The sequence below is a fragment of the Stenotrophomonas sp. 116085_Sma genome, assembly GCF_056479585.1.
In genome coordinates this window covers 3,886,828-3,908,847 of record NZ_CM151057.1, presented here as the reverse complement: position 1 = coordinate 3,908,847, position 22,020 = coordinate 3,886,828, and the positions used below count along the sequence as shown (strand labels likewise).

At 67.8% G+C, this 22,020-nt stretch carries 15 protein-coding genes; 13 read left to right on the top strand and 2 right to left on the bottom strand.

The features are described from left to right. Positions 1-79 precede the first annotated feature (79 nt). The 7 genes from ACZK0Z_RS18165 (at position 80) to ACZK0Z_RS18135 (ending at position 10,682) form a co-directional block, all read left to right on the top strand. A complete protein-coding gene (locus ACZK0Z_RS18165) occupies positions 80-2,743 on the top strand; it encodes a DUF2339 domain-containing protein (protein ID WP_197632861.1) in 2,664 nt (887 codons plus the stop codon). Further along, positions 2,740-4,116 (top strand): DUF3999 family protein, encoded by a 1,377-nt coding sequence (locus tag ACZK0Z_RS18160; RefSeq protein ID WP_197632859.1) that lies wholly within the window; start codon positions 2,740-2,742, stop codon positions 4,114-4,116. Before ACZK0Z_RS18165 ends, ACZK0Z_RS18160 begins: the two co-directional genes overlap by 4 nt. A 593-nt stretch (positions 4,117-4,709) precedes the next feature. Further along, the gene (locus tag ACZK0Z_RS18155) at positions 4,710-5,885 is read left to right on the top strand and encodes a phosphoglycerate kinase (protein ID WP_197632857.1); all 1,176 of its coding nucleotides are present in this window, start codon (positions 4,710-4,712) and stop codon (positions 5,883-5,885) included. Next, a complete protein-coding gene (locus tag ACZK0Z_RS18150) occupies positions 5,882-6,535 on the top strand; it encodes an HAD hydrolase-like protein (protein WP_049427413.1) in 654 nt (217 codons plus the stop codon). Before ACZK0Z_RS18155 ends, ACZK0Z_RS18150 begins: the two co-directional genes overlap by 4 nt. A 205-nt stretch (positions 6,536-6,740) precedes the next feature. Beyond that, positions 6,741-8,207, top strand: coding sequence for a pyruvate kinase (pyk, locus tag ACZK0Z_RS18145; RefSeq protein ID WP_049427416.1), 1,467 nt, complete (start codon positions 6,741-6,743; stop codon positions 8,205-8,207). Between the two features lie 195 nt (positions 8,208-8,402). After that, entirely contained in the window at positions 8,403-9,407 is a 1,005-nt protein-coding gene (locus ACZK0Z_RS18140; RefSeq protein ID WP_049427418.1) for a class I fructose-bisphosphate aldolase, read from the top strand. Positions 9,408-9,536: 129 nt separating this feature from the next. Further along, on the top strand, positions 9,537-10,682 hold the full coding sequence (locus ACZK0Z_RS18135; RefSeq protein WP_197632856.1) for an ABC transporter substrate-binding protein: 1,146 nt from the start codon (positions 9,537-9,539) through the stop codon (positions 10,680-10,682). A gap of 92 nt (positions 10,683-10,774) precedes the next feature. Here ACZK0Z_RS18135 and ACZK0Z_RS18130 read toward each other — a convergent pair whose 3' ends face one another. Beyond that, positions 10,775-11,374 (bottom strand): O-acetyl-ADP-ribose deacetylase, encoded by a 600-nt coding sequence (locus ACZK0Z_RS18130; RefSeq protein WP_197632854.1) that lies wholly within the window; start codon positions 11,372-11,374, stop codon positions 10,775-10,777. A gap of 194 nt (positions 11,375-11,568) precedes the next feature. Beyond that, a complete protein-coding gene (gene cysK / locus ACZK0Z_RS18125) occupies positions 11,569-12,528 on the bottom strand; it encodes a cysteine synthase A (RefSeq protein ID WP_106551328.1) in 960 nt (319 codons plus the stop codon). A gap of 207 nt (positions 12,529-12,735) precedes the next feature. On the opposite strand from cysK, the gene ACZK0Z_RS18120 reads away from it, so the two are divergent. From ACZK0Z_RS18120 to ACZK0Z_RS18095, 6 genes are all read left to right on the top strand, one after another. Then, positions 12,736-13,719 (top strand): LysR family transcriptional regulator, encoded by a 984-nt coding sequence (locus tag ACZK0Z_RS18120; protein WP_049427427.1) that lies wholly within the window; start codon positions 12,736-12,738, stop codon positions 13,717-13,719. 590 nt (positions 13,720-14,309) lie between these two features. Next, the gene (locus ACZK0Z_RS18115) at positions 14,310-14,717 is read left to right on the top strand and encodes a DUF2946 family protein (protein ID WP_197633151.1); all 408 of its coding nucleotides are present in this window, start codon (positions 14,310-14,312) and stop codon (positions 14,715-14,717) included. 71 nt (positions 14,718-14,788) lie between these two features. After that, positions 14,789-16,852, top strand: coding sequence for a TonB-dependent copper receptor (locus ACZK0Z_RS18110; RefSeq protein WP_197633150.1), 2,064 nt, complete (start codon positions 14,789-14,791; stop codon positions 16,850-16,852). Between the two features lie 300 nt (positions 16,853-17,152). After that, positions 17,153-18,259, top strand: a complete 1,107-nt coding sequence (locus ACZK0Z_RS18105; RefSeq protein WP_197633149.1) for an efflux RND transporter periplasmic adaptor subunit — start codon at positions 17,153-17,155, stop codon at positions 18,257-18,259. Further along, a complete protein-coding gene (locus tag ACZK0Z_RS18100) occupies positions 18,256-21,381 on the top strand; it encodes an efflux RND transporter permease subunit (RefSeq protein WP_197633148.1) in 3,126 nt (1,041 codons plus the stop codon). The genes ACZK0Z_RS18105 and ACZK0Z_RS18100 overlap by 4 nt, the downstream gene beginning before the upstream one ends. After that, positions 21,374-21,913 (top strand): GNAT family N-acetyltransferase, encoded by a 540-nt coding sequence (locus ACZK0Z_RS18095; protein WP_197633147.1) that lies wholly within the window; start codon positions 21,374-21,376, stop codon positions 21,911-21,913. The genes ACZK0Z_RS18100 and ACZK0Z_RS18095 overlap by 8 nt, the downstream gene beginning before the upstream one ends. Positions 21,914-22,020: the final 107 nt, after the last annotated feature.

Below are 22,020 nucleotides of genomic sequence, written 5' to 3'. Positions count from 1 at the left end.
GTTTATGGGGCCGGCCCTGTCGTAGCATGGCCCGGTCGACCGCTGCCGCTGGGGCGCGGGAACGCAATGGAAGCACGCAATGGAAGCTCTGATCGCCCTGGTCGTACTGGTCCTGCTGGCCATCCCGCTGCTGCTGGTGGTGGCGCTGGTGATGATCGCCGGCCTGCGCCGCCGCGTCGCCGCGCTGGAAAGCACGCTGGCCGCCGCGCCTGCCACCCGGCCGGCCGCTGCGGCCACCGCCACCGAAGCGGCGCCTGCCCGGTCGGTGGTGACGCCTTCGGCCAGCGCCGATCCTCCGTTCCTGCGGCCAGTCGCGGCGGCGACACCACAACCGCCGCCGGCGCCTGAAGCCCTGCCTGCCGGGCCACCTGCGCCCCGTCCCGTCACGCCGCCGCCGGTACCGGTGGCGCCACCACTGCCTGCCGAGCCGGCGCTGCCGAATTTCATCGAGCGTGGCATCGGTGCGGTCAAGCGCTGGTTCACCGAAGGCAACGTGCCGGTCAAGATCGGCATGCTGGTGCTGCTCGCCGGTGTCGCCGCGCTGCTCAAATACGTCAGCGACCAGGGCTGGCTGGTGCTGCCGATCGAACTGCGCCTGGCCGGCGTCACCGTGGGCGCGCTGGGCCTGCTGGCCTTCGGCTGGCACCAGCGCGAACGCAGGCGCATGTTCGCGCTTGCGCTGCAGGGCGGTGCCATCGGCGTGCTGCTGCTGACCATCTTCGCCGCCTTCAAGCGATTCGACCTGATTCCGCCAGGCTTCGCCTTCGTCAGCTCGATTGCGCTGGTGGCAGGCCTGTGCGTGCTGGCGGTGATGCAGAACTCGCGAACCCTGGCGGTGCTGGGCATCCTCGCCGGCTTCATGGCGCCGCTGTGGCTGTCCACCGGCAGTGGCAACCACGTGGGGTTGTTCAGCTACTACGCGGTGCTCAACGCCGGCATCTTCGCCATTGCCTGGTTCCGGCCGTGGCGCGCGCTGAACCTGCTGGGTTTCGCCTTCACGTTCGGCATCGGTACGTTCTGGGGCGTGCTGCAGTACGCGCCGGACAAGTTCGGCAGTACCGAACCGTTCCTGCTGCTGTTCTTTGCCTTCTACCTGCTGATCCCGCTGCTGTACGCACGCCGGCAGCCCGCCGGCCGCCGCGACCTGGTCGATGGCAGCCTGGTGTTCGGCACCCCGCTGGTCGCGTTCTCGCTGCAGGCCGGCATGCTGCATGAGCAGCCGATGACGCTGGCGCTCTGCGCGCTCGGCCTGGCCGCGATCTACGCGGTGCTGGCGTGGGCGTTGATCCGGCGTGCGTCGTACACCGTGCTGGCGCAGTCGCACGCGGTGCTGGCGGCGGGCTTTGCCACGCTGGCAGTGCCGCTGGCGCTGTCGGCACGCGCCACGGGTGCCGTGTTCGCGCTGGAAGGCGCTGGCCTGGCCTGGCTGGGCCTGCGCCAGAAGCGCTGGCTGCCGCAGGTGGCTGGCGCGTTGCTGCAGATGGGCGCCGCGTTCGCCTTCGTGGCCGGCGGCGACCACTGGCACGAGGACCTGCGCTTCCTGATCAATCCGACCGCCATCGGTGCGCTGCTGCTGGCGCTGGCAGGTTTCGCCTCCGCCTGGAGCTACCAGCGCCGGCCGCGCCATGAGGTCGCACTGGTCTACTACCTGTGGGGCCTGCTGTGGTGGCTGGGCGGGCTGGTACACGAGATCACCCGTTTCTTCCCGTACCGCATGGAAGTGGATGCGCTGCTGGTGCTGGCTGCGGTCACCGCATGGCTGGCCGCCGAAATGCAGCGCCGCCAGCCGGCGCGTGCATTGGGCGTGACTGCGCTGGCGATGCTGGCGCTGGGCTTCCCGCTGGCGCTGATGCAGAGCGACGCGCACCATCAGCCGTTCGCCGGCTACGGTGCGTTGGCCTGGGCGGTATTCGCCGTGCTCGGTGTACGCACGCTGCTGTGCCTGCGCCAGGGCGGTGACAGCGTGGCGCGCATCGCGCAGTTCCTGTGGTGGCTGCTGTGGCCGTCGCTGCTTTCGCTGCTGGCGCTGTGGGGGGGGGGCGAGGCCGGTCTGGCGCAGGGTTGGACGACGCTGCTGGTCACGCTGCCGTGGCTGCTGATGGCGTCGCTGTCGCTGTGGCGCTGGAATACGCTGCGCTGGCCATTGGGTGAAGCGTTCGACCGCGTGCGCACGCCGCTGCAGTGCGTGCTGTTCGGGCTGCTGTCGATCGGCTGGCTGCTGGGGCAGCTGTTGCCGGGCGATGCTTCTCCGTTGCTCTGGCTGCCGGTGCTGAACCCGGCCGAGCTTGGACAGTGGCTCAGCCTGTTGCTGCTCGCGCGCTGGCTGTACAGCGGCCAGGCGCCGAAGGCACTGCTGGGTATCCGCATGCCGCTGCTGTCACTGGCAACGTTCGTTGCGCTGACCAGCGTGGTGCTGCATGGCGTGCACCAGTGGGGCGGCCTGTCGTGGAACGCGTCGATGATGCGCTTCAGCCTGGCGCAGACCAGCCTGACCGTGCTGTGGAGCGTGCTCGGCGTGATCGCCTGGGTATGGGGTTCGCGTCGCGGCCAGCGCGTGTTGTGGATGGTCGGTGCCGTGCTGATGGGCGTGGTGCTGGCCAAGCTGGTCATCGTCGATCGCCAGCACCTGGGCAACCTGCTGGGCATCGCATCGTTCATCGCCTACGGCCTGCTGTGCACCGTCGTGGGTTATCTGGCACCGGCACCGCCCAGCGCGGCGCCGACCGTGGAGGAAAAGCAATGAAAACGTGGAGCAGGGTGCTGCTGCCGGCGATGTTCGGCCTGCTGGCCGCCGTCGCGGTGCAGGCCGCCGATTACCGCACGCAGTACGCCGAACAGTGGCCACTGACGTTGTCCAGTGCACAGTCCGGTGCTTATCGCGTCGTGCTGGAACCGGCGATCTACCGTCGCGCCGGTACCGCGGACCTGAGCGATCTGCAGGTGTTCAATGCCGCAGGCCAGTCGCTGCCCTCCGCCTTGCTGGCGCCCGATCAGCCGCTGGCGCAGCCGCCGGTGCAGCGTGAGCTGCCCTGGTTCGCGCTGCCGCTGCTGGCCGAAGCGCAGCGCAACGATCTGCAGTTGCTGACCGAGCGTGATACCGATGGCCGTGTGCGTCGCGTCGAAGCACGCGTGAGTGGCGGTGCGGCGGCGAGCGGGCAGGGTGGCTGGCTGATCGACGCCAGCGTGCTCGGCCAGCAGCCGGTGGCGGCGCTGGTACTGGATTGGGCCGACAGCGGAGAGCCGCTGCAGGCACAGGTGCAGCTGGATGCCAGCGACGACCTGCAGCACTGGCGTCCGATCGGGCGTGATATCCCGCTGGTCGACCTGCAGCGTGCTGGCAAGCGCCTGCTGCAGCGCCGCCTGCAGGTGGACGGCGAGGCGCGCTACCTGCGCGTGCTGGCGCAGGGCGATGCACGCCTGCCGGCGCTGCGCAGCGTACTGGCCGAGCTGCCGCCGGCGCCGGCCACACTGCCGTGGGAGTGGCTGTCGCTGGAGCCGACCTCGACGGGCAAGGGGGAATACACCTTTGAGATGGATGGCCGTTTCCCGGTCGCCCGTGCGGACGTGGCCAGTACCGACAACAGCCTGGTGCAGTGGACGTTGTTCAGCCGCGACGACGAAAGTGCGGAGTGGCAGCGCCGTAGTGCGCCGTGGATTGCCTACCAGCTGCAGCAGGGCGCACAGGGCCCGCGCCAGCAGTCAGCCGCGCAGGCACTGGGCGGCGTGCATCGCGACCGCTACTGGAAGCTGGTTGCGAATCCTGCCGAATTGGCGACTGCGCCGTCCCTGCGCCTGGGCTACCAGCCGGAAGTGCTGGTGTTCCTCAGCCAGGGCGCGGCGCCCTACGCGTTGGCGGTGGGCAGCTCGACCGCGCGCCGGATGGAGGCGCCGATCGGGGTGCTGATCGAGGAACTGCGACAGCGCAACGACCCGTCGTGGCAGCCGACGCTGGCGCGCCTGGAAGGCAGCCCGGAGCCGCTGGCCGGCGATGCGGCGCTGAAGGCCCAGCATGATTGGAAGTCGTGGTTGCTGTGGGCATTGCTGGGGCTGGGTGTGCTGGTTGTTGGCGGCCTGGCGGTCAGCCTGCTTCGGCAGAAGCCTGCGCCTTCGGCGTAGGTTCCGGCGAACGGCGCAGCCCCTCGTGGGTGGGGGTGGTCGTGCAAAGCAAAAGCAAAAGCCGCGCTTGGCCGGGCGGGGTGGGTTCGCGGGGGACGCCGCAAGTACGTCCTTTGACAGTTTCCGGTTGCTTCCACCCACGGAAAGAAAGAAGAAGAGCAAAAGCTGCCTGGCTGGGCGCTCTTTGTAGAGCCGAGCCCGCGCTCGGCTGCTCTCCGCGAAATCTCCAGCCGAGCATGGGCTCGGCTCTACATTCCTTCTCCGTCCGACATCAGAAACCGCTCTTGCCTTTTGCCATCCGCTCTACCTCATGAACCTGTCGAGGCCGGGGCGGTGTGGGCTGGCAGGGGTGTCCGCGGCATGGATGCCGCGGCCAAGCCTCCAGGTATGGATTCACGGCGTCCCCTGCCAGCCCACACCACCCCGGCCCACTCACAGCACCACGAAGCGCCAGCGCCTTGGCCGTTGCCGTTGCTGTTGCATTTGCCCTGCGCCTCTGCCTGCCGCAGGCATCGACCCTCCCACCACCCGCACCCGATACAATGGCCGTCTGCCGCATCCCGGCATCCCGTCCCTGAGCCAAAGAGTTGCCCATGTCCATCGTCCGCATGACCGACCTCGACCTCTCCGGCAAGCGCGTGCTGATCCGCCAGGATCTGAACGTGCCGATCGAGAATGGCCGCATCACTTCCGAACAGCGCATCACCGCTTCGCTGCCGACGCTCAAGCGCGCACTGGAGCAGGGCGCGGCGGTGATGGTCACCTCGCACCTGGGGCGCCCGAAGGAAGGCGTGTGGAGCGAAGCTGATTCGCTGGCACCGGTCGCGGCGCGCCTGTCCGAGCTGCTGGGCCGCGAGGTTCCGCTGGTGCGCGACTGGGTCGATGGCGTCGACGTGCAGCCGGGCCAGCTGGTGCTGCTGGAAAACTGCCGCATGAACGTCGGCGAGGGCAAGGACGATGAAGCCCTGTCGAAGAAGTACGCCGCGCTGTGCGATGTGTTCGTGATGGATGCCTTCGGCACCGCGCACCGTGCCCAGGCATCCACCCACGGCGTCATCCGCTTCGCACCGGTCGCTGCCGGTGGCCCGCTGCTGATGGCCGAGCTGGACGCGCTGGCGCAGGCGCTGGATGCACCGGCCAAGCCGCTGCTGGCCATCGTGGCCGGCAGCAAGGTCAGCACCAAGCTGGAACTGCTGGCCAACCTGGTCGGCAAGGTGGATCAGCTGATCGTCGGTGGTGGCATCGCAAACACCTTCATCGCCGCCGCCGGCTACAACGTCGGCAAGTCGCTGTACGAACCGGACCTGCTGGATACCGCGAAGAAGATCGTGGCCGATGCCAAGGCGCGTGGCGCCGACATTCCGCTGCCGGTGGACGTGGTCACCGCCAAGCAGTTCCTGCCTGATGCCGCTGCGGAAGTGAAGGCGGTCGACGCCGTTGCCGAAGACGACCTGATCCTGGACATCGGCCCGCAGACCGCCGCGCAGTACGCGCAGCTGATCGATAAGGCCGGCACCGTGGTCTGGAACGGTCCGGTCGGTGTGTTCGAGTTCGAGGCCTTCAGCAAGGGTACCGAGGCACTGGCCCGCGCCATCGCCAGCTCGCCGGCCTTCTCCATCGCGGGCGGTGGCGACACCCTGGCGGCGGTCGACAAGTTCGATATCGCCAAGGACGTCAGCTACATCTCCACCGGTGGCGGCGCGTTCCTGGAGTTCCTGGAAGGCAAGACCCTGCCGGCAGTGGCGGCACTCGACGCGCGCGGCGCATGAGTGCCGACCACGGCAAGGATGTCCTGTTCTTCGACCTGGACGGCACGCTGATCGATTCGCAGGTGGGCATCACCGCCTGCATCGCCTACGCGCTGCAGAAGATGGACCATCCGGTGCCGGCGCAGGAAACGCTGCTGGGCTGGATCGGTCCGTCGCTGCGCACCACTTTCGCGCCGCTGTTCGGTGAACCGGCGCGGGTGGAGCAGGCGGTGGGCTATTACCGCGAGCGCTTCGACGCCGAAGGCTGGCGCGAGCACACGGTGTACCCGCAGATTGAAGACACGCTGCGCGCGCTGCATGGTCGTGGCCACCGCCTGGCGGTGGTCACTGCCAAGAACGAGCCACACGCGCGGCGCATCCTCGCCCATCTGCCATTTGGTGGATTGTTCGAGGAGATCGTCGGTTCGACCCTGGATGGCTCGCGCAGCCACAAGCCGGAGCTGGTCGGCGAAGCGCTGCGTCGGCTGCAGGTGCAGCCCGCGCAGTGCTGGATGATCGGCGACCGCCGCATGGACATCGAGGGCGCGCGCCACCACGGTCTGCGAAGCGTGGGCGTGCTGTGGGGCTTTGGTGGCGAAGCGGAACTCACCGAAGCCGGTGCGGGCCAGCTGGCCCGTGAGCCGGCACAGCTGACCACGCTGTTGGCCTAGGCTCCTGTAGAGCCGATGCTCGGCTGCTTCGGCGTGTACCCAGCCGAGCATGGGCTCGGCTCTACAGAATGCCCTGCGCCAGCGTATGTCCGGACCATGTCCGTTCCATGACCCGCGAAGTCAGGCAGCACAAGGCTGTAACCGTATACATGCGACGTGAAGGATGTGCTAATTTCCGTTCTTTATCGGGAGAGGCCCATTCACCATGTTCGAGCGTCAGCGTCGCACCAAGATCCTTGCCACCCTCGGCCCGGCCACCGATCCGCCGGGCGTGCTGGAGGATCTGTTCCGCGCCGGCGTCAACGTGGTGCGCCTCAACTTCAGCCATGGTGACCCCTCCGGCCAGGCCAAGCGGGCCGCCGAAGTGCGTGCCGCCGCCGCCCGCGTGGGCGTGGAAGTGGGCATCCTGGCCGACCTGCCGGGCCCGAAGATCCGCATCGAGCGCTTCGCCGAAGGCAAGGTGCAACTGAAGGCGGGCAACCGCTTCGACCTGATCGCCAGCACCAACGCCGGCCCGGGTGATGCCACCCAGGTCGGTGTCAGCTACCTCGGCCTGCCGCAGGACGTCGGCCCGGGTGATGTGCTGCTGCTCGACGACGGCCTGATGCAGCTGCAGGTGGTGGAGGTGCAGGGCGAACGCATCATCAACACCGTGCTCAACGACGGCGTGCTGTCCGACCGCAAGGGCCTGAACAAGCAGGGCGGCGGCCTGTCGCTGGGCGCGCTGACCGAGCGTGACAAGGAGCTGATCGGCATCGTCGCCAAGATCGGCGTCGACTTCATCGCCGTGTCGTTCTGCCGCAACGCGCAGGACATGAACGATGCGCGTGACATCGCCCGCTCGCATGGCTGTGATGCTGCGCTGGTGTCGAAGATCGAGCGCACCGAGGCCATCGAGAACCTGGAAGAAATCGTCGAGGCCAGCGACGTGGTGATGGTGGCCCGTGGCGACCTTGGCGTGGAAATCGGCGATGCCGAACTGCCGGGCCTGCAGAAGAAGATCATCAAGGCCTCGCTGGCGCAGAACAAGGTGGTGATCACCGCCACGCAGATGCTGCAGTCGATGGTGGAAAGCCCGATCCCGACCCGTGCCGAAGTGCTGGACGTGGCCAACTCGGTCATCGACGGCACCGATGCGGTGATGCTGTCGGCCGAGACCGCTGCCGGTGCCTGGCCGGTCAAGGCCGTCGAAGCGATGGCGCGCATCTGCCTGGGGGCCGAGCGCCAGTTCCAGACCGAGACCGACTTCAACGCTTCGCCGCGCAACCTGGAACGCGCCGACCAGGCCATTGCCATGGCCACCATGTTCCTGTCCCAGCACGTGGGCGTGCGCGCGATCGTGGCGATGACCGAATCCGGTGGCACTGCGCGTTACCTGTCGCGTTTCCGTGCCAAGGCGCCGGTGTTCGCGGTCACCCGCCATGACGGCGCACGCCGTCAGATGGCGCTGATGCGCGATGTCTACCCGATCAACTTCGACAGCCGTGGCCTGACCCCGCGCGAAGCGGCGCGGGGCAGCATCCGCCTGCTGGTCGAAGCCGAACTGCTGCAGGCCGGCGACCGCGTCGTGTTCACCAGCGGTGAGCATATGGAAACCCTGGGCGCGACCAACACCCTGCGCCTGCTGGAAGTGGGCGACGACGGCCGCGCCATCGGCCTGGGCGACCTGTAAGAAAGGGCCGCATCGGGCGGGAGCCGCCATGCGGATCCGGCCCGGGGTCAGATCCCCGCAGGGGCTCTGACCCCCAACGGCAGGACATTCTTTGTCCTGTGCAGACTTGGAATCGTTTCCATCCTGCCCTCGACACCGGGGCAACGGGCAGCGGGGCTATACTTACGTTTTTCCCGCACCCGCCACAGGAAATACATGAGCATCGAACAGCTGGCCGAAACCGCCCAGGCCATGGTCGCCCCGGGCAAGGGCATCATCGCGATCGACGAATCCACCGCTACCATCGCCAAGCGTTTCGCCGGCGTCGGTATCGAGAACACCGAGGAGAACCGTCGTGCCTACCGCGAGCTGCTGCTGACCACGCCGAAGCTCAACGAGCACATTTCCGGCGCCATCCTGTACGACGAAACCATCCGCCAGTCGACCAAGGACGGCGTGCCGTTCGCCAAGTACATGGCCGACCACGGCATGATTCCGGGCATCAAGGTGGACAAGGGTGCGCACCCGCTGGCCGGCTGCCCGGGCGAGCTGGTCACCGAAGGCCTGGACGGCCTGCGCGAGCGCCTGCAGGAGTACTACAAGCTGGGCGCGCGCTTCGCCAAGTGGCGTGCGGTCATCAACATCGGCGAGAGCATTCCGTCGGGCACCTGCATCGAGTCCAACGCTCACGCGCTGGCCCGTTACGCCGCGCTGTGCCAGGAATGCGGCCTGGTGCCGATGGTCGAGCCGGAAGTGATCATGGACGGCGACCACGACATCGAGACCTGCTACGAAGTCACCGAAGCCACCCTGCGTTCGCTGTTCGACGCGCTGTACCAGCAGAACGTGCTGCTGGAAGGCACCATCCTGAAGGCGTCGATGGTCATCTCCGGCAAGAACTGCGATGAGCAGGCCGACGTCGAGGAAGTGGCTGAGTCGACGGTGATGTGCCTGAAGAGCACCGTGCCGGCGATCCTGCCGGGCGTGGTGTTCCTGTCCGGTGGCCAGAGCGACGAACAGTCGACCGAGCACCTGAACGCGATGAACCAGCTGGGCAACCTGCCGTGGCCGCTGAGCTTCTCCTACGGCCGCGCCATGCAGCAGGCCGCGCTGAAGCTGTGGGCCAAGGACATGAAGGGCAACTACGCCGCTGCCCAGAAGACCGTGTACGAGCGCGCCAAGGACAACGGTCTGGCCGCGCTGGGCAAGTGGAACGGTTGATCCGTCCCATCGCTGGATGAACAGGGCAACGCCGGCATCACGCCGGCGTTTGCTTTTGCGGGTATCGTTTCCGGCCCCGCGCGCCCGGCCGGCACGCGGGAACTACATGGAAGGCCAAGGAGAAACAACATGCGTTTGGCAGTACTCACACTGACCGTTGCCGCGGTCCTGGTCGCCGGCGGTTGCAACCGCATCGGCAGCAGTGGTGACGCAGGCAAGGCCGCGTCGCTCGATTTCGACAAGCCGGTGTCCGGCGAGATCACCTCGCGCAGCGGCATCAACTTCAACGACGGCAGCCATCACCAGCTCTACCAGATCAAGCTGGAAGACAAGGACCTGGTCGGCCTGAAGCTCACCGGTGCCCTCAGCGGCTCGATCGCCGTGTTCAACAACGGCAGCCTTGTTTCCACCAGCAACACCGGTTACGAACGCGAAGGCGACGTCTCGCTGGCGTTCCGTGCCAATGGCGGCGGCACCTACCAGGTGGCGGTCAATGCCGATGGCCCGACCGCCTTTGGTCCGTATCGCCTGCGCGCCGAGAAGCTGAAACCCTACGACGGCAAGCCGTTGGCGGGCAGTGGCGAAATCGTGGACATGCTGGCCAGTGACTCGCAGGACTACACCCTGCAGGTGGACAAGACCGGCCTGTACGAAATCCGCCTGGTGTCGGACGTCTTCGATCCGGTGCTGAAGCTGTCGGGCCAGGGCGTTGAAGCCGAAAACGACGATGGCAACGACAGCACCAACTCGCGGCTGACCCTGTCGCTGAAGCCGGGCAAGTACACCTTGACCGCGCGCGGCCTCGGCAGCGGTGTCAATGGCATGTTCACCCTGTCTGCCACCCGCATCGAACTGCCGGGCAATCTGGTCGAGCGCGATGGCACTGCCCTGCCGAAGTCGGGCAGCGTGTACACCATGCTGGACAACGAAGGCCGTCGCCGCTTCCTGCTGACGCTGGATCGTCCCGCCGACGTGCGCCTGGATGCGATCTCCAGCCAGGTCGATACCGTGCTGCGCGTGGTCGGTGGCGATGTCGAGCTGACCGACGACGACGGTGGCAACGGTACCAACTCGCGCCTGGAGGAGACCCTGCCGGCCGGCCACTACACCGTCGACGTGTCCAGCCTGAACAATGGCGCAGGCATGGTGGAAGTGCGCGTGCAGGTGGATGGTGCCAGCGCTGACGGTGCTGCCGCCTCCGCGGCCCGCGCTGCTGCTGACGCTGCAGCCGCCGTGGCCGATGACGCTGCTGCGGTGGAAGCTGCCAGCCGTTGAGGGTGATCCACGCCATGCGTGGATGACATCAACGGTGCAATGGAAAAGGCCGGGCAATGCCCGGCCTTTTCTTTTCCATGCTGTGCCGCGTTTCAATGCGCGGCGGCAAGGCCCGCATCGCCGAGCGGCGGCAGCATCGCGCCGCGTGGCTCGCTTTCCGTGCTCTGGCCGGCGGCGGCCAGCGCCTGCTGGTAGGCTTTGGCGGTGGCCGTGTTGAACGCGACCAGCACGATGCGCATCGGTTGCGCGTGGCTGCGCTGCCATGCCAGTGTTTCCGTCACCGCGATCTGTGCAGCCCGGTACAGCGGATAGCCATACACGCCGCAACTGATGGCCGGGAACGCGATCGACTGTACGCCCAGCGACTCGGCCAGCTGCAGCGATTTCCAGTAGCAGTTGGCCAGCAGTGCCGGTTCATCGCGCTGGCCGTCGTGCCAGACCGGGCCGACCGTGTGCAGTACGTGGCGTGCCGGCAGCGCATATGCGGCCGTGGCGCGCACCTCGCCCGTCGGGCAACGCACGCCCGGGCGCAGCTCCGGTAGCTGCTCGCATTCGGACAGCAATGCAGGGCCCGCTGCGCGATGGATCGCGCCGTCGACACCGCCGCCACCGAGCAGTGTTTCGTTGGCCGCGTTGACGATCGCATCCACCGCCAGGGTCGTGATGTCGCCCTGCCAAACTTCGATCTTCATGCGTCCGTCTCCTGCCTGTGAGGTGATCCGCGCAGCATCTGCGCCGGCTGTTCCCACGGTAGGGGACAGGGCATCGATACTGCGTCATGACCGTCTCACGCGCTGCGATCCGACGGCCTTCACGCACGATGGCGGGCGACGCCTTCACGCAGGCTGAAGCGGGGCGCACGCCGGGCATGGCCCGGCGAATCGCATCACGGCAGGCCGGCCAGCCACTCGTCGTCGGAGCCTTCGTTCACATCGGCAAACAGCGGCGTGGAGAAGTAGCGTTCACCCGTGTCCGGCAGCATGGCCAGAATCACTGAACCCGGTTCGGCACGTGCGGCCACGTCCAGGGCACTGGCCACGGTGGCGCCGGCGGAGATGCCGACGAAGATGCCTTCCTCCGCCGCCAGCCGGCGCGCGGTGGCGATGGCGCGGTCGTCGTCCACCGAGACCAGTTCATCCACCACATCACGGTTGAGCACGTCCGGCACGAAGTCCGGGGTCCAGCCCTGGATCTTGTGCGGCTTCCAGTCATCGCCCTTCAGCAGTGCGGCGCCGGCCGGCTCGGTGGCGATGATGCGGGTCTGCGGGCGCGCGACCTTCAGTACTTCACCCACACCGGTGAGCGTGCCGCCGGTGCCCCAGCCGCTGACGAAGTAGTCCAGCCGCTTGCCGGCGAAGTCGCGCAGGATTTCGGCGGCGGTGGTGTTGCGGTGATACGCCGGGTTGGCCGGGTTGGCGAACTGGCTGGCCAGGAACCATCCGTGCTGCTCGGCCAGTTCGCGCGCCTTGCGCACCATGCCGCTGCCGCGTTCGGCGGCCGGGGTCAGGATCACCTTCGCGCCATACGCGCGCATCAGCTTGCGGCGCTCCACCGAGAAGGTCTCGACCATGGTCGCCACGAACTTGTAGCCGCGCGCGGCGGCCACCATCGCCAGCGCCACGCCGGTGTTGCCCGAGGTGGCCTCGACGATCGTGTCGCCCGGCTTCAGCACGCCGCGCGCTTCGGCATCGAGGATGATCGCCAGCGCCAGGCGGTCCTTCACCGAGCCGCCCGGGTTGAACGACTCGACCTTGGCGTAGAGGCTGACCTGCGGCGGCGCCAGGCGCTGCAGCTTGACGATGGGGGTGTTGCCGACGGTATCGAGGATGGAGTCGTACAGGGCCATGGAAGCGCTCCGGAAACGGGGCCGCGCCGGGCTTCGGCGGGCGAAGGGGGGAGGGCTGGCTGTTAGGCCAGCGGCTGCCGGCTGACCGTAGCGCCGGCATATGACGCCCGGAAATGACCAGATACCTTTCTTAAACAACCTTTGGTTATAAGCTGGTGACGGCAATTGACCCTAGAGTGGACCTCCGCCCCACGCCGCCCGCCTCCCATGACGCTGACCCAGCTGCGCTACCTGGTTGCCATCGCCGACGCCGAGCTGAACATCACGCTGGCCGCCTCGCGCGTGCACGCCACCCAGCCCGGCCTGTCCAAGCAGCTCAAGCAGCTGGAGGACGAGCTCGGCTTCCTGTTGTTCGTGCGCAAGGGCCGCAGCCTGGAATCGGTCACCCCGGCCGGCACCGAGGTGATCGCCCGCGCCCGCGCGGTGCTGTCCGAGGCCAACAACATCCGCACCTACGCTGCCAACCAGCGCCGCGAGAGCCAGGGCCAGCTGATCCTGACCACCACCCACACCCAGGCGCGCTTCGTGCTGCCGCCGGCGGTGGCAGCCATCAAGCAGGCCTACCCGCAGGTGAGCGTGCACCTGCAGCAGGCCGGTGAGGCCGACGCACTGGACCGCCTCAACCAGGGCGATGCCGATATCGCGATCATCAGTACCGCCGGTGGCGAACCCACCGATGGCATCGCGGTGCCGCTGTTCCGCTGGCGACGGCTGGTGGTGGTGCCCAAGGGCCATCCACTGGATCGCGCCGGTCGTGCACCGGACCTGGCCGCGCTGGCCCGCCAGCCGCTGATCAGCTATGAATCCTCGACCCGCCCGAACTCGTCGTTGCAGCGCGCCTTCGCCGCCAACGGGCTGGTGCCGGACCTGGCGCTGACCGCGCTCGACGCCGACCTGATCAAGACCTACGTGCGCACCGGGCTGGGCGTGGGGCTGCTGGCCGAGATGGCGGTCAGTTCCAACGACGAAGACCTGAGATCGTGGCCGGCGCCGGACCCTATCAGCGAGTGCATCGCCTGGGCGGTGCTGCCGCGCGACCGGGTGCTGCGTGATTACGCGCTGGAACTGGTGCATGTGCTGGCACCGCAGATTGATCCGCGCGATCTGCGAAGGGTGCTGGATGGCAACCAGGCCGCCGCGTGGCCGGTGCCACCGACGTGGGAATCGCTGACCCAGACCATCACGGTGTGAGGTAGGTCGAGCAGGGCTGCGCCCTGCACCTGCTACAAGCCGGAGCAACGTCAACGTCAAAAGCGGGCTATCCGCAGGGGGGGCGGGGCGGTGTCGGAGTGCGGGGACGCCGCAAGTACGTCCATGTAGGCTTGGCAGCCGCATCCATGCGGCTGACACCCCGCACTCCGACACCGCCCCACCTCTGACAGATTCCGATGGCTGTTGGTAGGTGTCGACCTTGGTCGACACGGTAGATCCACGCCATGCGTGGATGAAAGCTGTCAGATATCGAAATACATCTGGGGTCAGATCCGTTTTCCTTCGGAAAACGGATCTGACCCCAAAGCCGTTCCGACAGATCGCAGAAATCTGTCGAAGGCGGGGTGGGTCCGGTTGCGGGGGCGTGAGCCGCATGGATGCGGCGACCGAGCCTACATGGAGGTATTCACGGCGTCCCCCGCAACCGTACCCACCCCGCCATCCCACGGATTGCCCGCTTTTGACGTTGACGTTGATTCGGCAGGTGCAGGGCGCAGCCCTGCCGACAAACCCCCTCCTGCGACGGTTCGTCGCACGGGCAACCCTCGACCCGCCTCTACACTAGCGGGGTGACCCGCCTGTCCCGCCCGCAGCGCCTTCTGCTCCAGCTCGCCATCCTGGCGACGCTGCTGATGGTGCTTGCGCCGCTGGTCAGCCGCGCGCTGCAGGCGCCGCCGATGGACCACGCCGCCATGGGTCATGACATGCACGACATGGCCATGGCCGGGCACGAGCAGCACAACGCTGCGACGACAGCGCCCAGTCGCCCCGCCGATCCCCACGCCATGCACGGCGAAGCCTGCGAGTACTGCGTGCTGGCCATGCGCCTGCTGCCGTGGCTGGCGGTGCTGGTGCTGCTGTTGCCGTTGCTGTGGCGGCCGCGCCTGGTGTTCCCGTGGTCGCAGCAGGCGCTGCCCGCGCTGCACTGGCCAGCACATGCCGCACGTGGGCCACCACGCGTCTCCATCGTCCGCTGATATCCCCATGAATCTGCCGCACGACGCCTGACCGGGCGCCGTGCGCGTGTGCGTACCCTGGAGCTGTTCCGATGAAAATGACTTCCCGCCCCGCGGGCGCCTGCGCGCGCCTGCCGGTTGCCCTTGGCCTGGCCGTGGCCGCGTCACTGGCCCACGCTGCGCCTGCCGAAGAAGCGCGCACCCTCGACACGATGGTGGTCACCGCCGCCGCACCGTCCTCGCCGCTGCACTGGGTGACCGATCCGCGCCTGCCGCGGCAGCCGGTGCCGGCCAGTGATGGTGCCGATTACCTGAAAACCGTTCCCGGTTTCTCCGCCATCCGCAACGGCGGCACCAACGGCGACCCGGTGCTGCGCGGCATGTTCGGGTCGCGCCTGAACATCCTCAGCAACGACGGCAACCTGATCGGTGCCTGCCCGTCGCGCATGGATAATCCGCTGTCCTACATCGCGCCGGAGAGCTTCGACCGGTTGACCATCATCAAGGGCCCGCAGAGCGTGCGCTGGGGCGCCGGTGCCTCGGCCGGTACCGTGCGCTTCGAGCGCGACACGCCGCGTTTCGAGGAGCCGGGCCTGCGTGCCGATGCCAGTGCGCTGGTCGGTTCGCGCAACCGCAACGACCAGGTACTGGACCTGACCCTGGGCAACCCGACCGGCTATGTGCGTGCCAGCGGCAACCGTTCTGAAGCCGATGACTACAAGGACGGCCACGGCGATGTGGTGCCGTCGAAGTGGCGCAAGTGGAACGGTGATGTGGCGATCGGCTGGACGCCGGACGCCGATACGCTGCTGGAAATTTCCGCCGGTGCCGGCGATGCGATCGCGCGTTATGCCGGGCGCGGCATGGACGGCGCCGCGTTCGAGCGCACCAGTTACGCGGCACGCTTCGAGAAGCGCAACCTGCCGGGCGCGTGGGACGTGGTGCAGGCCAACGTGTACTACAACGAAGCCGACCACGTGATGGACAACTACACGCTGCGCACGCCGAATCCCAACAGCATGATGCCGATGCCGATGGCCTCGAACGTGGACCGTCGTACCCAGGGCGGCCGCGTCAGTTCCGAGTGGCGCTGGCAGGACGTGCAGCTGGTGGCGGGTGTGGATGGCGAAGACAGCCGCCACCGCGGCCGCATGGGCATGGGCCGCGATACCTACCGGCAGGCGGCGTGGGAGACCGATGCCAGCTTCCGTCGCTATGGCGTGTTCAGCGAACTGACCCTGGGTGCCGGCACCGACCAGCGCTGGATCAGTGGCCTGCGCATCGATCGCGCCAGCGTGCGCGATGAGCGGCAGTCGATCCGCGGCATGATGGGGAACATGCCCAATGCGACCTCGGGCCAGCGTCGCAAGGAATGGCTGGGCAGTGGTTTCCTGCGTTACGAACAGGACCTGGCCGACGGCCTGACCTGGTATGCCGGTCTCGGCCACAGCCAGCGCATGCCCGATTACTGGGAGCTGTTCTCACCCGATCACGGTCCGGCCGGTGCACCGAACGCCTTCGCCGGCATCCAGCCCGAGCGCACCACCCAGCTCGACGTCGGCCTGCAGTACAAGGGCCCGCGCGTGCAGGCCTGGGTCTCGGCCTACGCCGGGCAGATCCAGGACTACATCCTGTTCACCTATCACGGCAGCGGCATGATGGGCATGAGCCAGGCCAGCAACATCGATGCGCGCATCGCCGGTGCCGAGGCGGGGCTGGAAGTGAGTGTGGCCGAGCAGTGGAAACTGGGGGGCACGCTGGCCTATGCCTGGGGCGAGAACCGCGACCAGCAGCGTCCACTGCCGCAGATGCCGCCGCTGGAAGCGCGCCTGAGTGCGAACTGGGAAGGCCAGCGCTGGAGCGCGGGGGCCTTGCTGCGCGCGGTGACCCACCAGCATCGTGTCGCAGATGGCCAAGGCAACGTGGTGGCCCAGGACCTGGGTCCCAGTGCTGGTTTCGCCACGTTCGCGCTCAACGCCGCCTATCGCTTCAGTTCGCAGCTGCAGCTCAGCGCGGGTGTCGACAACCTGTTCGACCGCGCCTACAGCGAGCACCTGAACCTGGCCGGCAGCGCCGACTTCGGCTTCCCGGCCGATCCGGTGCGCATCAACGAGCCCGGGCGCAGCGTCTGGATGAAGGTGAATTACCGGTATTGATCCGCCAGGCATGGCCCGGCGCTACCCATGCACCGGGCAAAAAAACGGGGCCGGATCCCCGCCAGGATCCGCCCCCTGCCCAACGCCCTCCGTCGGGCAGCTTCGACTCTACGATGACGGCACTGGCAATGGGGCGCTGGATACACCCCGACACACGCCGACACCGCCATGGGCAGCCTTGCACGGAACGGGTTCAAGGCGCTATCACGGCTTCGGTTCCACGCCGGTAAACGCTTGGCACATACCGCTTTTGCGGGCCCTTGCCTACACTCGGCGGCCGTGGATCAATCAGGACCGTTCATGTTGGCTCGTATCGCTTCGACCCTGGCCCTTGGCCTCAGCCTGGCCGTGCTGGCCGGGTGCGCAGGCAAACAGGAGGCCGCCGCGCGTCGGCAGGGCGAAGCAGTGCCGGTTACCGCGCAGCTCGTGCAGCCCACGCAGTGGAACGACACCCTGCAGGCGCTGGGCACCGCCAAGGCACGCGAGTCGATCAGCGTCACCGCCAAGGTCAGCGAAATCGTCGAGAAGGTGCATTTCGAAAGCGGCCAGCACATCGCCGCCGGTGCGCCGATCGTGACCCTGCGCGGCCAGGCCCAGGAAGCGGCGCTGGTGCAGGCGCAGGCCACGTTCCACGAGGCCGACCAGCTGTACAAGCGCCAGCGCGAGCTGGCCTCCCAGCGGTTGGTGTCCAGCGCCACGCTGGATACGCAGAAGTCGATCCGTGATGCCGCTGAGGCGCGCGTGATGCAGATGCAGGCCGACATCGGTGATCGCCGTGTGCGCGCGCCGTTCGCCGGCGTGCTTGGCATCCGCCAGGTCAGCCCTGGCTCGCTGCTGACGCCGACCACGGTGATCGCCACGCTCGACGATATCGAGCACATGCACATCGATTTCCAGGTGCCGGAAGTGGAACTGGCCGCACTGGGCGTCGGTGACAAGGTCAGCGCCACCAGCGTGGCATGGCCCGGCCGCACCTTCGAGGGCGTGGTCAGCACCATCGACGCACGCATCGATCCGGCCACCCGCGCGGTGACCGTGCGTGCCGACTTCGCCAACGGCGACCACGCGCTGCGCCCGGGCATGCTGCTTGACGTGCGCCTGTTCCGCCCGGAGCGCCCAGCGCTGGTGGTGCCGGAAATCGCCGTGGTGCAGGTCGGCCGCGACACGTTCGTGTACCGCATCAAGAGCGACGACAGCGTCGAGCGCGTGGACGTGGTGACCGGTGCGCGCCGTGCCGGCGTGGTCGAGATCAAGCAGGGCCTGGAGGCCGGCCAGCGCATCGTGGTCGACGGCACCGGCAAGCTGCGCCCGGGCCTGAAGGTCACGGCCAAGGATGCGGCACCGGCCAGCGGCGCGAAGCCGGCTGACGCGCCGGCACCGGTCGCGGCCGAGGGCCACGGCGGATGAAGCTGTCCGACATCTCCATCCAGCGGCCGGTGTTCGCCGTGGTGATGAGCCTGCTGTTGCTGGTGCTGGGCGTGATGTCCTTCACCCGCCTGACCCTGCGCGAACTGCCCGCCATCGATCCGCCGATCGTGTCGGTGTCGGTGGACTACACCGGCGCGTCGGCGGCGGTCATCGAAAGCCGCATCACCCAGGTGCTGGAAGACGCGCTGGCCGGCATCGAGGGCATCGACACCATCAACGCGCGCAGCACCAACGGCCGCTCGCAGGTCAGTATCGAGTTCACCTCCAACCGCGATATCGAAGCGGCGGCCAACGATGTGCGTGATGCGGTCAGCCGCGTTGCCGACCGTATGCCGGAAGAAGCGCGGCCGCCGGAAATCGCCAAGGTCGAAAGCGATGCCGACCCGATCATCTGGTTCAACATGGTCTCCTCGACCATGGACACGCTGGAGCTGAGCGACTACGCCGACCGCTACGTGGTCGATCGCTTTTCCAGCCTCGATGGCGTGGCCCAGGTCCGCATCGGCGGCCGCCAGCGCTATGCGATGCGCATCTGGCTGGACCGTGACCAACTGGCCGCACGCGGCCTGACCACCGGCGACGTGGAAACCGCGCTGCGTAACGAGAACGTGGAACTGCCGGCCGGCCGCATCGAGTCGACCGACCGCGATTTCACCCTGCGCGTGGAGCGTAACTACATCAAGCCCGAAGACTTCGCGACCATCCCGCTGGGCAAGGGGCGCGACGGTTACGTGGTGCGCATGGGTGACGTGGCGAAGATCGAGCTGGCCTCGGCCGAACGCCGCGCGTACTACCGCAGCAACGGCGAGCCGGGCATCGGCCTGGGCATCGTCAAGACCTCCACCGCCAACTCGCTGGACGTTGCGCGTACCGCGCGCGCTGAAGCCGAGCGGGTGGCGCTGACCCTGCCCAAGGGCACGCAGATCTTCGTCGCCTTCGACAACACCACATTCATCGAAGCCGCCGTGGACCGCGTCTACGCCACGCTGGTGGAAGCGATGATCCTGGTGCTGGCAGTGATCTGGCTGTTCCTCGGCAGTTTCCGCGCCGCGTTGATTCCAGCGGTGACCGTGCCTGTGTGCCTGGTGGCGGCGTTCATCGCGCTGTATGCGTTCGATTTCTCGATCAACCTGCTGACCCTGCTGGCGCTGGTGCTGTGCATCGGCCTGGTGGTGGACGATGCGATCGTGGTGGTGGAGAACGTGCAGCGCCGCATCGACCTGGGCGAACCACCGCTGGTGGCCTCCAAGCGCGGCACCGCACAGGTTGCCTTCGCGGTGATCGCCACCACCGCCGTGCTGGTGGCGGTGTTCCTGCCGGTTGGATTCCTGGAAGGCAACACCGGGCGCCTGTTCCGCGAACTGGCAGTGGCGCTGGCGGCAGCGGTGGCGTTGTCCGCGTTCGTGGCGCTGACGCTGACGCCGATGATGGCCTCCAAGCTGCTCAAGCCGCACACCGGGCAGGCACCGCGGGGCCTGCACGGCTTCATCAACCGCAACCTGGAACGCCTGGCGGGTGCCTATGGGCGGGTGCTCGATCACCATGTCGACCGCACCTGGATCTACCTGCTGGTGATGGTGGCCGCGCTGGCCGCCAGCTGGGGCCTGCTCAAGCTGCTGCCGTCGGAGCTTGCGCCTGCCGAAGACCGTGGTTCGTTCCAGATCATGATCGACGGCCCGGAAGGCGCCGGCTACGACTACACCGTGCAGCAGGTGCAGCAGGTGGAAGCGCTGCTGGCGCCGCATGTCGGCCCGGACAAGCCGATCGTGCGTGCCAACCCGCGCGTGCCCGGTGGCTTCGGTGCCAGCGAAGAGATGCACACCGGCCGCGTCAGCATCTTCCTGCAACCGTGGCGCCAGCGCAGCGAGGCCACCCCGGACGTGGCCAACGAACTGCAGAAGGAACTGAACACCATCCGTGGCGTGCGCGTGCGTACCCAGGTCGGTGGCGGCCTGGTGCGCAGTGGCGGCCAGCCATTCCAGATCGTGCTGGGTGGCCCGGAATATGCAGAGATCGCGCAGTGGCGCGACCGTATCCTGCTGCGCATGGCCGACAACCCCGGCCTGGTCGGCCCGGACTCGGACTACAAGGAAACCCGGCCGCAGATGCGGGTGAACATCGACCGCCAGCGTGCGGCCGATCTCGGCGTGCCGGTCACCGCGATCGGTTCTGCGCTGGAAACCATGATGGGCTCGCGCCGCGTCACCACCTTCGTCGACAACGGCGAGGAGTACGACGTGCTGGTGCAGGCCGGGCGTGACGGCCGCGCCAGCCCGGCCGACCTGGCCGCGATCCGCGTGCGCGCCACCTCCGGCGAGCTGGTGCCGCTGTCCAACCTGGTCACGCTGAGTGAAGTGGCTGAGGCCGGCACCCTGAACCGCTTCAACCGACTGCGTTCGATCACCATCAGTGCCGGCCTGGCGCCGGGCTATCCGCTGGGCGAAGCCATTGCCTGGGCACAGAACGTGGCCCAGGAAGAGCTGCCGCAGTACGCGCAGGTGAACTGGAAGGGTGAATCGCGCGAGTACCAAAGCGCTGGTGGCGCGGTGCTGCTCACCTTCGCCATGGCCCTGCTGGTGGTCTACCTGGTGCTGGCCGCGCAGTTCGAAAGCTTCATCCACCCGCTCACCATCATGCTGACCGTGCCGCTGGGCGTGCTCGGTGCGCTGGTCGGCTTGTGGGTGAGCGGGGGCACGGTGAATCTCTTCAGCCAGATCGGCATCGTCATGCTGGTCGGCCTGGCGGCGAAGAACGGCATCCTCATCGTCGAATTCGCCAATCAGCTGCGCGACGACGGGCGCACCGTGCGCGAGGCGATCATCGAATCGGCGATGGTGCGACTGCGCCCGATCCTGATGACCTCCATCGCCACCGTGGTCGGCGCGATCCCGCTGGTGGTGGCCGGTGGCCCCGGTTCGGCCAGCCGTGGCACGATCGGCATCGTGATCATCTTCGGCGTGACCCTCTCCACCTTCCTGTCGCTGTTCGTGGTGCCGGCGTTCTACGCGCGGCTGGCCCCGTACACCCGTTCGCCTGAAGCGGTGAAGCGCGAGCTGGAGAAGCAGGAAGCGGAATCGCCCTCGGTGGGTGGCCATGCCTGATCCGGCCACTTTGCTGCGGGGCGATGGCTTCCAGCTGCGCCCTTGGCGCGCGGATGATCTGGAATCGCTGCTGCGCCATGCCAATGACGCGGACGTCTCGCGTGGGCTGCGTGACCGCTTCCCGTATCCGTACACCCGCGAGGATGGCGAAGCCTTCCTGGGCGGGCGCGTGCTGGCCCCGGGCACGCTGAACCTGGCCATCGAGATCGACGGCCAGGCCTGCGGCAGCGTCGGCGCCCAGCAGGGTGTGGCCGAGCGCGGACACATGGCCGAGCTGGGCTACTGGCTGGGCCAGGCCTACTGGGGCCGGGGCCTGATGACCCGGGTGGTTGGCCTGTTCGCGCCGTGGGTGATGGACGAACTGCGCCTGTTCAGGCTGCAGGCCGGGGTGGTCGACTTCAACCTCGGCTCGGCACGGGTACTGGAAAAGAACGGCTTCCAGGAAGAGGGCGTGGATCGCTGCGCGATCTACAAGCGGGGTGAGCTGCACGACCTGCGCCGCTTCGCCCGGGTGCGCACGCAGCTGCCCTGAACACGCGGGCGGGCCGCTGTAGAGCCGATCCCATGCTCGGCTTGGGCCCCTGACGGCAGCCGAGCATGGGCTCGGCTCTGCAAAACAGCGCTACCGCAGCGGCCTTC

Excerpts from the sequence above, each read along its gene's own strand:
- ACZK0Z_RS18165 (WP_197632861.1), top strand. The coding sequence starts at position 80 with ATGGAAGCTCTGATCGCCCTGGTCGTACTGGTCCTGCTGGCCATCCCG.
- ACZK0Z_RS18160 (WP_197632859.1), top strand. The coding sequence starts at position 2,740 with ATGAAAACGTGGAGCAGGGTGCTGCTGCCGGCGATGTTCGGCCTGCTG.
- ACZK0Z_RS18155 (WP_197632857.1), top strand. The coding sequence starts at position 4,710 with ATGTCCATCGTCCGCATGACCGACCTCGACCTCTCCGGCAAGCGCGTG.
- ACZK0Z_RS18150 (WP_049427413.1), top strand. The coding sequence starts at position 5,882 with ATGAGTGCCGACCACGGCAAGGATGTCCTGTTCTTCGACCTGGACGGC.
- pyk (WP_049427416.1), top strand. The coding sequence starts at position 6,741 with ATGTTCGAGCGTCAGCGTCGCACCAAGATCCTTGCCACCCTCGGCCCG.
- ACZK0Z_RS18140 (WP_049427418.1), top strand. The coding sequence starts at position 8,403 with ATGAGCATCGAACAGCTGGCCGAAACCGCCCAGGCCATGGTCGCCCCG.
- ACZK0Z_RS18135 (WP_197632856.1), top strand. The coding sequence starts at position 9,537 with ATGCGTTTGGCAGTACTCACACTGACCGTTGCCGCGGTCCTGGTCGCC.
- ACZK0Z_RS18130 (WP_197632854.1), bottom strand. The coding sequence starts at position 11,374 with ATGAAGATCGAAGTTTGGCAGGGCGACATCACGACCCTGGCGGTGGAT.
- cysK (WP_106551328.1), bottom strand. The coding sequence starts at position 12,528 with ATGGCCCTGTACGACTCCATCCTCGATACCGTCGGCAACACCCCCATC.
- ACZK0Z_RS18120 (WP_049427427.1), top strand. The coding sequence starts at position 12,736 with ATGACGCTGACCCAGCTGCGCTACCTGGTTGCCATCGCCGACGCCGAG.
- ACZK0Z_RS18110 (WP_197633150.1), top strand. The coding sequence starts at position 14,789 with ATGAAAATGACTTCCCGCCCCGCGGGCGCCTGCGCGCGCCTGCCGGTT.
- ACZK0Z_RS18105 (WP_197633149.1), top strand. The coding sequence starts at position 17,153 with ATGTTGGCTCGTATCGCTTCGACCCTGGCCCTTGGCCTCAGCCTGGCC.
- ACZK0Z_RS18100 (WP_197633148.1), top strand. The coding sequence starts at position 18,256 with ATGAAGCTGTCCGACATCTCCATCCAGCGGCCGGTGTTCGCCGTGGTG.
- ACZK0Z_RS18095 (WP_197633147.1), top strand. The coding sequence starts at position 21,374 with ATGCCTGATCCGGCCACTTTGCTGCGGGGCGATGGCTTCCAGCTGCGC.